Source organism: Stenotrophomonas sp. AGC87, assembly GCF_057333975.1.
The window spans coordinates 168842-180268 of sequence record NZ_JBHFHW010000015.1; the positions used below are offsets into that span (position 1 = coordinate 168842).

At 66.9% G+C, this 11427-nt stretch carries 11 protein-coding genes; 7 read left to right on the top strand and 4 right to left on the bottom strand.

The features are described from left to right. Positions 1–165: 165 nt before the first annotated feature. Together ACE026_RS06855 and ACE026_RS06860 are read right to left on the bottom strand one after the other, a co-directional pair. Complete coding sequence (locus ACE026_RS06855) at positions 166–1131, bottom strand: ribokinase (RefSeq protein ID WP_486038477.1); 966 nt, start codon at positions 1129–1131, stop codon at positions 166–168. A gap of 26 nt (positions 1132–1157) precedes the next feature. Further along, the gene (locus ACE026_RS06860; RefSeq protein WP_121042760.1) at positions 1158–2456 is read right to left on the bottom strand and encodes a NupC/NupG family nucleoside CNT transporter; all 1299 of its coding nucleotides are present in this window, start codon (positions 2454–2456) and stop codon (positions 1158–1160) included. Positions 2457–2708: 252 nt separating this feature from the next. On the opposite strand from ACE026_RS06860, the gene ACE026_RS06865 reads away from it, so the two are divergent. The 5 genes from ACE026_RS06865 (at position 2709) to ACE026_RS06885 (ending at position 6397) form a co-directional block, all read left to right on the top strand. Further along, a complete protein-coding gene (locus tag ACE026_RS06865; RefSeq protein WP_486038478.1) occupies positions 2709–3677 on the top strand; it encodes a potassium channel beta subunit family protein in 969 nt (322 codons plus the stop codon). A 336-nt stretch (positions 3678–4013) separates the two neighbouring features. After that, positions 4014–4211, top strand: a complete 198-nt coding sequence (gene hemP, locus ACE026_RS06870; protein WP_486038479.1) for a hemin uptake protein HemP — start codon at positions 4014–4016, stop codon at positions 4209–4211. A 109-nt stretch (positions 4212–4320) separates the two neighbouring features. After that, positions 4321–4914, top strand: coding sequence for a Hemin transport protein (locus ACE026_RS06875; RefSeq protein WP_486038480.1), 594 nt, complete (start codon positions 4321–4323; stop codon positions 4912–4914). Next, the gene (locus ACE026_RS06880) at positions 4911–5846 is read left to right on the top strand and encodes a DUF6607 family protein (protein WP_486038481.1); all 936 of its coding nucleotides are present in this window, start codon (positions 4911–4913) and stop codon (positions 5844–5846) included. Before ACE026_RS06875 ends, ACE026_RS06880 begins: the two co-directional genes overlap by 4 nt. 146 nt (positions 5847–5992) lie before the next feature. Continuing rightward, a complete protein-coding gene (locus ACE026_RS06885) occupies positions 5993–6397 on the top strand; it encodes an SMI1/KNR4 family protein (RefSeq protein ID WP_486038482.1) in 405 nt (134 codons plus the stop codon). 286 nt (positions 6398–6683) lie between these two features. Here the strand turns inward: ACE026_RS06885 and ACE026_RS06890 are convergent, their stop codons facing one another. After that, the gene (locus tag ACE026_RS06890) at positions 6684–9170 is read right to left on the bottom strand and encodes an ABC transporter permease (protein ID WP_486038483.1); all 2487 of its coding nucleotides are present in this window, start codon (positions 9168–9170) and stop codon (positions 6684–6686) included. Next, entirely contained in the window at positions 9167–9775 is a 609-nt protein-coding gene (locus ACE026_RS06895; protein WP_486038484.1) for an ABC transporter ATP-binding protein, read from the bottom strand. Before ACE026_RS06895 ends, ACE026_RS06890 begins: the two co-directional genes overlap by 4 nt. Positions 9776–9895: 120 nt before the next feature. On the opposite strand from ACE026_RS06895, the gene ACE026_RS06900 reads away from it, so the two are divergent. After that, entirely contained in the window at positions 9896–10546 is a 651-nt protein-coding gene (locus ACE026_RS06900) for an arylesterase (protein WP_259261870.1), read from the top strand. A 77-nt stretch (positions 10547–10623) separates the two neighbouring features. Continuing rightward, positions 10624–11337, top strand: coding sequence for a response regulator transcription factor (locus tag ACE026_RS06905; protein ID WP_019182442.1), 714 nt, complete (start codon positions 10624–10626; stop codon positions 11335–11337). Positions 11338–11427: the final 90 nt, after the last annotated feature.

Sequence of the window (11427 nt, forward strand, 5' to 3'; positions counted from 1 at the left end):
GCGGCCGGGGGACATTTGCCAAGGGGCCTACCGGTCGCTACGGGGCCCTTACGCTCGCGGCAGACCCAGCTGAGACGCGCCCAGATCCACAGCGAGACGCTGGGAGAAAAACCAAAAAAAAGGCCAGCGCGAACGCTGGCCTCTTGGTATCCACACCGGAGACGCTTACTTGTTCTCGGCATCACCCGGGGTGAAGTGCGGCATCGCCGCGGCGGCGCCTTCCTTCTCGGTCGAACGACCGGCGAACTGATTGGCGAAACGCACGTGGCGGGCAAACGCCGCCTCCGGGTCCTGCGCAATCGAGGCAACCAGCGCACCGTTGAACGCATCGCCTGCACCGGTCGTATCCAGCACCTGCACCTGCTCGGCGCCGACACGGTAGTACGGCTGGGTATCGCCACGCAGGTTCTCTTCAGCGTGCGACACGAACACACCGACCGAACCCAGCGTCACCACCACGGTGCCGTTGCCGACCAGCTTGCGGCACAGCGCATGCAGGCTGGCGCCGTCCAGCGCGGCGACGTCGTTGGCATCCACGCGCTCGCCGACATGACGGCCGAGCAGGGCAGCGAACTCGGTCTCGTTCGGGGTCAGCACATCGGCCAGCTTGAGCAGGCCGATGCTGGACGGGGCATCGGCAGGCGCCACGTTGAGCACGGTGGTAGCACCGGCCTCGCGCGCGATCGCCAGGGCGGCCTCGATGGTTTCCACCGGCGATTCCAGCTGCGCCAGCACCACCTTGGCGCCGGCCAGCAGCGCGCGCTGCTGTTCGACGAAGTCCAGGCTCAACGCGGCGTTGGCGCCCGGGCCGATCACGATGGTGTTGCGGCCGCGGCTGTCGACATAGATGCCGCCGGTGCCGGTCGGCTCGCTGCTGGCCTCGGCGGTCAGCGCGAAGCCGTCCTGCTCGGCCAGGCCGCGGGCCATCGCACCGCCGGCGTCATCGCCCAGCGCGCACAGGAACGTGGGCGGCGCGCCGGCACGGCGGGCGGCCACGGCCTGGTTGAAGCCCTTGCCGCCGGGACCGGTGCTGTAGCGGCCGGCGATGGTCGCACCCGGGGCCGGGAGCGACTCACAACGCCAGACATGATCCACATTGAAGGAACCGATTACGACGACACTGCTACTCATAAAGACTGTTTCTCAGGGAACGGATATCAGCTGAAATGCGTCAGCACGCCGGCGATGGTCGCCGTCATGAAGGTGGCAATGGTACCGCCGAGCACGGCACGCAGGCCGAACTTGGCCAGATCGTGGCGACGCTCCGGCGCCAGCCCACCAATACCACCGATCTGGATCGCGATGGAGCTGAAGTTGGCAAAACCGCACAGCGCATAGGTGGCGACCAGGCGGCCCTCGGCCGACAGCACCGTGCCCGGCACCTCGCCTCGGATGATCTTGGCCAGCTCCGAATACGCCACGAACTCGTTGATCACGACCTTCTGGCCGATCAGCGAGCCCACGGTGGTGGCATCGGCCCACGGGGTGCCGATCACCCAGGCGATCGGGGCCAGCAGGAAGCCGAACAGGGTGGACAGATCGGTCGGGCGGCCGATGAGCGCGGCCAGGCCGGTGATGTCACCCAGCCAGGTCAGGGGCGCGTTGATCAGGGCGATCAGGGCGATGAAGGCCAGCAGCATCGCACCGATGTTCAGCGCCAGCTTGAGGCCGTCGCCGGCACCGGCTGCGGCAGCGTCGATGATGTTGCTGGAGGTCTTCTCCACTTCCATCTTGACCGTGCCGCGGGTCAGCGGGGTACCGGTCTCGGGCACCAGCAGCTTGGCCACCACCAGGGTCGCCGGGGCCGCCATGATGCTCGCGGCCAACAGATGCTTGGCGTAGAAGGCCTGTTCGACCGGATCGCCGGCACCGAGCATGCCCACATATGCGGCCAGCACGCCGCCGGCAATGTGCGCCATGCCGCCGATCATCATCGTGATCAGCTCGGACTGGGTCATCTTGGCGATGTACGGACGCACCGTCAGCGGCGCTTCGGTCTGGCCGATGAACACGCTGGCGCAGACGCTGGTGGTTTCCGCACCGGACACGCGCATGATCTTGGTGATCGCCCAGGCCATGCCGCGCACGATCATCTGCATCACGTTGAGGTGGTACATGACCCCCATCAGCGCCGAGAAGAAGATGATGGTCGGCAGCACCTGGAAGGCGAAGATGAAACCGAACTGGCTGGTGTCCATCAGGCTGCCGAAGATGAAGCCGGAGCCGGCGTTGACGAACTCCAGGATCTTGACGAAGCCCTTGCCCAGCGCGTCGAACACATCACGGCCACCCGGGACCAGCAGCACCACCGCCGCGAAGGCGATCTGCAGTGCGATACCGGTGACGACCAGGCGCCAGTCGACAGCCCGCTTGTTGTTCGAGAACAACCAGGCAATGCCGATCAGCACTGCCAACCCGAACAGGCCGAAGCCAATCCTGCCCAAACCTTCGACCATGAGACTTCCCTTGGGGCGCCGCGAAAAACGGGAAGCCTAGAGCAGCGGCAGGGGCGGGGCAAGGAAAAGCAGCGTCCGCGAGCCGATCGGTCGTGATCGGGCCTGTATCGGCAAGGCATGGCGTGGTTTCCGTGTGGCGTGTCACGGGGCGTGAGACCGCTGCCGCGGTAAGCCGCGCGGAACTGCGCCGCCCCGCTCTACACTTACCGGCATCGATCCGGCCCGGTCGCGGGCCCGCAGCAGGAGAACCACATGCTCTATCGCCGTCTTGGCTCCACCGGCCTGAAGCTCTCGGCCCTGTCCTTCGGGGCCTGGGTGACCTTCGGCGACCAGATCGGCCGCGATGAGGCCCGCAAGCTGATCGCCACCGCCTGGGATGCCGGGGTCAATTTCTTCGACAACGCCGAAGGCTATGCCCGCGGCCGCGCCGAGCAGGTGATGGGCGATGTGATCGCCGACCTGCGCCTGCCGCGCGATGGCTTCTGCGTCTCCAGCAAGGTGTTCTTCGGCGCCGTCGACGACCCGCGCCCGACCCAGCACGGCCTGTCGCGAAAACACGTCACCGACGCCTGCCACGCCGCGCTCAAGCGCCTGCGGGTGGAGTACCTGGACCTTTACTATTGCCATCGCCCGGATCCGGACACCCCGATCGCCGAGACCGTGCAGGCCATGGATACCCTGATCCGCCAGGGCAAGGTGCTGTACTGGGGCACGTCGGAGTGGTCGGCCGCGCAGATCCAGGAGGCGGTGGACATCGCCCGCGCGCGCAACCTGCATGCGCCCTCGATGGAACAGCCGCAGTACAACCTGCTGCACCGCGAGCGGGTGGAGCGCGAGTACGCGCCGCTGTATGCCGAGGCTGGCCTGGGCACCACGATCTGGTCGCCGCTGGCCTCGGGCCTGCTGACCGGCAAGTACAACGCCGGCGTGGACCCGCAGTCGCGGCTGGGCCAGGAACAGCTGGGCTGGCTGAAGGCGCAGGTGCTGGACGACGGCAGTGACCGCATGGAGCGGGTGCGGCGCTACACCGCACTGGCCGCGCAGCTGGGTGTCTCGCCGGCGCAGCTGGCGATCGCCTGGTGCCTGCGCAATCCGAATGTCTCCAGCGTGATCCTCGGCGCCAGCCGGGTCAGCCAGCTGGAAGAGAACCTGGGCGCACTGGCGCTGTTCGAGCAGCTTGATGAAAGCGTGTGGCAGCAGGTGGGAGCGGTGTTTGCCTGATCGCGTGTATCGGGATCCGGGGAGCAGGCCAGCGGTCGGCACTACCGATGGTATGGCGGGAGATAGAACGGGACGAGCAGAGCTCGGATGCTTGGCAGAACGGAGCAGGGCGCCTGGAACAGGCGCCGTCCCTCCACGGTAGTGCTGGCCGCTGGCCGGCTCTGCAGCTCACGCGACGGGCGACCACACACAGGGCGCGCTTGCCTGAGGCGATTGACTGAGACTATCGAGTTTTAACATTCGATCATTAATGCCATCAATCAAAGTGAGAATGGTTGTTGATTGTCAACTGAGAATCATTATCATTTGAATCGCCCCTCGCAACGAGTCCAGACGATGAACACTCAAGCTGCTGTACTGCTGCGCCCCGAAACGCTGACCCTCCGCGACCGTCCGGTCCGCGTGGTCCCGCCGGAAGAAGTGATCGACAGCGAAGCCCTGCTCAAGGGGCGCCGCGAAATCCTGATCCATCACGGCGACCGCTTCTATCGCCTGCGTCATACCAGCAACGACAAGCTGATCCTGACCAAGTAACGGCCTTTCCTCCCCCAGCTCTCTCCCCCTCGACACTCCGCCGTTGGCTCCGGTCCACGGCGTGGGTCGAGGGTCTCCCCCCGCAACCGCCGATTGCAGGTAGACCGCCATGAGCCGTGCCCTTTCCGTCGGCCGCCCACCGGGCCGCCATCCCATCGCCGGCCTGCCATCGGCCGCGCAACTGGCCTCGTTGGGCACCGTGCTGTGCCTGTACCGCCCGGACAGCAGTGAACTCGGTGGCTGGAAACACGCCGTCTCCGCGCATGCCTGCCAGGGCATGGACAGCGAAGGCATCCGCGAAAGCCTGTGCTTCGTCGACGCCCGCGGCCGCTGCTGCTGGCGCCTGTATCTGCTGCCCGACAGCGATTTCCTCGCCTGGGATCGCCTCGTGTCCGCCTTCCCCGCACGGCCCGAACCGGTCAACGACGCCGGTGTCGCCGAGCGCCTGTGGCGACGCCTCGCCGTGCGCCTGGGCAACGACGCATGGCGCATGTGCGCGCTGCGCCTGCAGGTCGGCGAACGCCGCGAACTGGCCGCCAGCCTGGCCTCCTTGTCCGCGCTGGGCGCCAGCACCGCGCGCCGGATCGGCAACGTTGAAGGCGCCGAAGGCGAGCTATGGGGCGACGACGGCTGCTGCGCCACCGCGGCGCGCCGCAGCGGACCGTGGACGGTCGACGGCATGCCGGTGATCCAGCTGCAATGACGCACTCGCTCGCCCTGGCAGGGCTGCTGCTCGCGCTCACCGCCAGCGCGCATGCCACACCGGCCGACCCCGCACGCGACCGCGCCAGCATCCTGGCCATGCAGGGCGAATACACCGTCGATTTCGCCTTTGACGAAACCGTGCTGCTCCAACCCGGCTACGAACGCGCCCCGGCCGTGCGCACCGGCGGCAACGAAGTGGTGATCGTGGTTGAAGAAACGCCGAAGCGGGTGGTCTTGCAGCACCTGCTGGTCGACGCCAAGAGTGGCCACGTCACCAAGCACTGGCGCCAGGACTGGGTCTATCAGGCACCGACCCGATTCGAATTCACCGCCGACCAGACCTGGCACGTGCGTCCGATTCCCACGGCGCTCACCACCGGTGCCTGGACCCAATGCGTCTACGAAGTCAGCGACGCACCGCGCTACTGCGGTACCGGCCGCTGGACCTACGACAACGGCATCGCCGAGTGGACCGGCGACCTCAGCTGGCGCCCCCTGCCGCGCCGCGAATACACCCGCCGCAGCGACTACAACGCCCTGGCCGTGATCAACCGGCACACGCGCACGCCCAACGGGTGGACCCACGAACAGTTCAACACCAAGATCCAGCGCGGCCCCGATGGCAGCCAAACGCCGATCGCCCGCGAGTTCGGCTTCAATGAGTACACCAAGACCACCGAGGTGGACTTCACACCCGCCTACGCCTACTGGACCGCCACCGCGGGTTACTGGGCGAAGGTGCGCCAGCGCTGGGACGGCTTCCTCGGGCAGGCACCGGGCGTGCACCTGAAAACCAAACCCGACGGCATGGCCATGATCATCCCGCTGTTCACCCAGGCCCAGGACATCCAGGACGGCAAGCCGGTGGAGGACAAGCAGGTAGACGAGCTCTTCGCCACGTACGTGCAAAAGGCACCGAAAGAAGGGTAGCCGGCAGACCTGCGGTTTCTTATGGGTCCGAGCCCTGCTCGGCCCACACGCTCAGCGCCTGACCTTCTGGTGCCGACGGCGGATAACCGGCTTGCTGGTACCTGGAGGATGAAGCAGCATGCTCCGCTCCTGATCACGGTCCTGCCATGTCACGCCAGAGAATCATAGGTACCACGCCCGAGGCCCTGCGCGTGGAAGAACAGAAGCTGGGTTTCGCGCTGCCAACCCAGTACGCCCAATGGCTGTTGCAAAACAATGGCCGCGCACTTGACAGTGTTGAACTGCTGCCGGTTCTGGATTCGCGCGATCCACGCAAGACCTGGAACTCGATCGCCCGCCACTATCACGAAGCGTGGCACGAGTGGCGCGATGTGCACGACGCGCATGATCTTTCCGATCTGCTGCCGATCGCCCAATGCGGTGATGGCGATGTGTGGTGTCTGCGGCGCAGCGATGACGCCGTGGTGCGCTGGTCGCATGAAACTGGCGAGCATGACGTGGTTGCAGCGGACTTCAACCGCTTCGTGCAGTGGCTGGAAGGCGACACATAAGCAGAGTCCCTCAGGCGATGTTTTTTCCATTCAGTGGCTGTTTCTGTAGATCCGAGCCACGCTCGGCTCAGGCATTGCCGCTGAACATGACTCTACGCTGCAGGTAAGGGCGCGTTGCGCCCTCATTTGTTGAGCGCGAAGAACGCTGCCACCAAGGGGCAACCCGAACGCCGCCTTTACTTCAGGTGCCCCCGGAAAGCGGCGATCATCAAAGTATTGCTGTCCTGAAGCAGCATGGGATGAAAAAGGCAGTGAATGGATGCCGGGCGTCCGGGCAGCCCCAAACTCACGCCTCCCGAAGCGCCAACGCCGGCGGCGTATGCAGAATCCGCCGCGTGCCCCACCAGCCGGCCACCATGCTCAACAGCACACCCAACCCACCGCCCACCAACAACGGCCCCCACGGCGGACTCAGCGTCAACTCGAACACCTGCCGCGCCACCACCGTGCCCAGCAGCGCCGCCGCACCCACCGCCAGCAACGCCGACAACAGCCCCAGCGCACCGAACTCCACCAGCACCGCACCGCGCAGCTGACGGCGCGTCGCCCCCAGCGTACGCAGCACCGCACTGTCGTAGCGCCGCTCACCGGCGGTGGCCTGCAACGCCGCCAGCAACACCAGCAGCCCGGCCAGCAGACTGAAGCCCATCACCAGCTGCACCGCCTGGCTCACCCGATCCACCACCTCGCGCACCCGCTCCAGGATGCCGTCGATATCCAACAGTGAAATGTTCGGGTACTCCCGCGTCAGCCCGGCCAGTGCCGGTGCCTGCGCGCGTGGCAGATGGAAGGCGGTGATCAGGTTGTACGGCGCATCGGCAACCGCGCCTTCGTTGAGCAGCAGGAAGAAGTTGACCCGGAACGAATCCCAGTCCGCCTTGCGGATGCTGGTGATCGTGAAACTGCGGTCCTGATCGCCCATCTGCAGCGTCACCGTGTCGCCCAGCCTCATCCCGTAGCGTTCGGCCCAGCCCTGTTCGATCGAGGCCTCTGCCGCGGTGCTGCCCGCCTTCCAGAACGTGCCGCTGAGCAGCGTATTGGCCGGTGGGAAATCATGCCGCCACGAGAAATTGACCGGCCGGTTGGCATCGTCATCCTCGTTGCTGTTGTCCTCGCGCGCCTGCCGCTGCGGCGGCCGATCATTGACCGCCAGCAGGCGGCCGGTACTGAACGGCTCGATGCCCGGTGATGCCACGCCCAGCCCACCCAGCGTGGCCAGCACGGCATCGCGCTGCTCGGGCTGGATGTTCATCAGGAAGTAGTTCGGTGTATCGGTCGGCAAGCGATCGCGCCACTGCGCCAACAGCCCCGGACCGATCACCGACAGCAGCAGCAGCGAACACAGCGACAGCGACAGGCCGACCAGCTGCATCACCGCCAGCCCGCGGCGTCGCGTCAACGAGGCCAGCCCCAGCTTCCAGCGTCCGCGCAGGCGCGGCTGCAGCCCCCGCAGCAGCCACAGCAGCAGCGCGCCGAGCGCACCGGCCAGGGCGGCCAGCGCGGCCAGCCCGCCCAGCACCCACGCGGCCAGCTTTACATCGCCGGTGGCCTGCACGGTCAGCGCCACGGTGGCCGCCAATGCTGCGGCATAGACCAGCATCGAACTCGGCGGCAGCGCGGCGAAGCTGCGGTTGAGCACGCGCATCGGCGGCACGCTGCGCAGGCGCAGCAGCGGCGGCAGGCCAAAGCCCAGCAGCAGCACCAGGCCGATGCCGGCTCCACTCAGTGCCGGTGTGGCCTGCGGCAGGGGCAGGCGGTTCGGGATCAACCCACCCAGTGCCTGCACCAGCCCGGCCTGCGCGGCCATGCCCAGCCCGATACCGACCAGGCAGGCCGGTATCGCCAGCATCACCAGCTGCAGCGCCATCGCGGTGAGGATGTCGCGCTGGCGCGCCCCCAGGCAGCGCAGGATCGCGACCTGATCGATGCGTCGCATCGCGAAGCGGTTGGCGGCCAGCGCAGTGGCGACACCAGCCAGCAACACCGCCAGCAGCGCGGCCAGCGACAGGAAGCGACCGGCCAGATCGAACGCGCCACGCACACCGCGCTGGGCGTCGGCGATGCCGACAATGCGGTAGCCCTTGGCCTGCGGTGTGAGCCATTCGCGGAAGGCCTCGATCTGCGCCTGGTCACCCGCGAACATCATGCGATAGGACGCGCGGCTGCCCGGCCCGAGCAGGCCGGCGCGATCCACATCAATGCGGTTCACCAGCAGCGGTGGCGACAGCTGCATCAGCTCACCGGAGGTGTCCGGCTCGGCCTGCAGCACGCGGGTCACGTTCAACGTGCCCGCGCCGAATTCCAGTGCATCGCCCACCTGCAGGCCAAGCGCCTGCATCAGGCGGGGATCGGCATACGCTTGGCCCGGTGGCGGCGTTCGGGCGGTTTCGCTGGCGCTGTCATGCAGCGTGCGGCTGACCCGCAGTTCACCGCGCAGCGGGTAGCCATCGGCGACCGCCTTGATGTTGGCCATCTGGCTGTCATCGCCATGGAACAGCACGCTGGGGAAGCTGACCATGCGCGTGTTGGCCAAGCCGCGCTCGCGCGCTGCATCGGCAAAGGTCTGCGGAATGTCCTCGCGCCCGCTCAGGCCCAGATCACCGCCAAGCATCTCCGCCGCGCTGCCGGTCAGTGCCAGGGTCACGCGGTTGACCAATGTCCCGACGGCGGTCATCACCGCCACGCCCAACACCAGCGCGGCGAACACCGTCAGCAGATCGCCGGCCAGGAACTCACGGCGCAGTGCACGCGCCGCATGGCGCACGACATTCATGCGCCTGCGCCTGCGCCGGCAACGGTGTCGGCCAGGCGGCCACCGTCGAGCTGGTAGATGCGCTCGCAGCGCTGCGCCAGGCGCAGGTCATGGGTGACCAGCACCAGGGTGGTATCGCTGGTGGCGTTGAGCGCGAACAGCAGGTCACTGATCTGCTGCCCGGTGGTCTGGTCCAGGCTGCCGGTCGGCTCATCGGCGAACAGGATGCGCGGCCGCGCCACGAACGCGCGGGCCAGCGCCACACGCTGCTGCTCGCCACCGGAAAGCTGGCGCGGGTAGTGACGCGCGCGATGGCCCAGGCCGACCTGTTCCAATACCTCGCGTACCCGCGCGGGATCTTCGCGGCCGGCCAGTTCCAGCGGCAGCGCGATGTTCTCTTCGGCGGTCAGTGCCGGCAGCAGGTGGAAGCTCTGGAACACGAAGCCGACCTCGCGTGCGCGAAGCTGCGCGCGGGCTTCCTCATCGAGCGTGTTGAGCTCGGCACCGGCCAGCGCGATGGTGCCGTGGCTGGGCAGGTCCAGTCCGGCGAGCAGGCCGAGCAGGGTGGTCTTGCCCGAACCTGAAGCGCCGACGATAGCCACGCTCTCGCCTTCATGGACGGTCATGTCAATGTTGTCCAGTATGTGGACTTCACCCTCCGGGCCACGTGCGGACTTGCCCACGTTATGGGCGGCGATGGCGACGGGCGCGCTGCGGGGGGACAGGCTGTCGATGAGGATTCTCCAATGAACCAAGCAAGTGGAAAGGGCCGCGTGGCCTCGATGGGCTGGCTGCTGGCAGGGTTGCTGCTGATGCCGATGCTGGCCTGTGCCAAAGGTCCGGACACCCGTGCGGCGGTGTTGGTGGTCGGCGACAGCCTCAGTGCCGCCCACAATATCCCGGCCGCGTCGGGCTGGGTAAACCTGCTTCAGCAGCGGGTCAAACAACAGATCAAGGCGCCGCCGGCGATCATCAATGCCAGCATCAGCGGCGAAACCACCGCCGGCGCGCTGACTCGCCTGCCAGGGCTGCTGGAGAAGCACCGGCCGTCGGTGGTGGTGATCGAACTGGGCGGCAACGATGCGCTGCGCGGGCTGACCCCGGCGCAACTGCGCGGCAATCTGGAAAAGATGATCGTGGCCAGCCAGAAGGCGGACGCCAAGGTGCTGCTGCTGGGCATCGACGTGCCGCCCAACTATGGCCCGGCCTACCGCCAGCGCCTGCGCCAGACCTATGCCGAGCTCGCCAAACAGTACGACGTGCCGCTGCTGCCGTTCCTGCTCGAAGGGGTGGCCTTGAAGCCCAACCTGATGCAGGCCGACGGGCTGCACCCCACCGCAGCTGCGCAGCCGCAGGTGCTGGACAACGTCTGGCCGCTGCTCAAACCCTTGCTTTGATCGGTGTGTGAGGAACTTCACACCGCGTCCACTGGCGATGCGGCATGTTTCACAAAGCTGAAGAAAGAGGGAATCCCATGCGTCAGACAAAGGAGACCTCCGGCCTGGTGCTGGTGGTCGAAGACAACCGTAATATTTCCGAGATGATCGGTGAGTACCTGGAAGGGCGCGGCTTCGAAGTCGACTACGCCCAGGATGGGCTGGACGGTTATCGTCTGGCGGCCGAGAACAGCTACGACGTGGTCGTGCTGGACCTGATGCTGCCGCGTCTGGACGGCATCGAAGTCTGTCGCCGCCTGCGCAACGACGCCCGCAAGTCCACGCCGGTGCTGATGCTGACCGCGCGCGACACGCTGGACGACAAGCTCACCGGCCTGGGCTTCGGCGCCGATGACTACCTGACCAAGCCGTTCGCGATCCAGGAACTGGAAGCCCGCCTGCGCGCGCTGATCCGCCGCGAGCGTCGCCAGGTCGGCTCGGAAGTGCTCAAGGTTGCTGACCTCGTGCTCGATCCGGTCAGCATGCGCGCCACCCGTGCCGGCACCGAACTGCAGCTCTCGCCGATCGGCCTGCGCCTGCTGACGATCCTCATGCGCGAATCGCCGCGTGTGGTGACCCGCCAGGAAATCGAACGCGAGATCTGGGGCAATGGCCTGCCCGACTCGGACACCCTGCGCAGCCATCTGTACAACCTGCGCAAGATCATCGACAAGCCGTTCGACCGCCCGCTGCTGCACACCGTGCAGAGCGCCGGCTACCGTATTGCCGATATCGCCCAGCCGATGAGCTGATGGGCGGTCGATCGCCGCTCGGCCGCCTGCGGGCGGCATGAGCGATCCGATCCTCCGGTACCCTCTGGAGCATGACGGCCCCGCATCTGC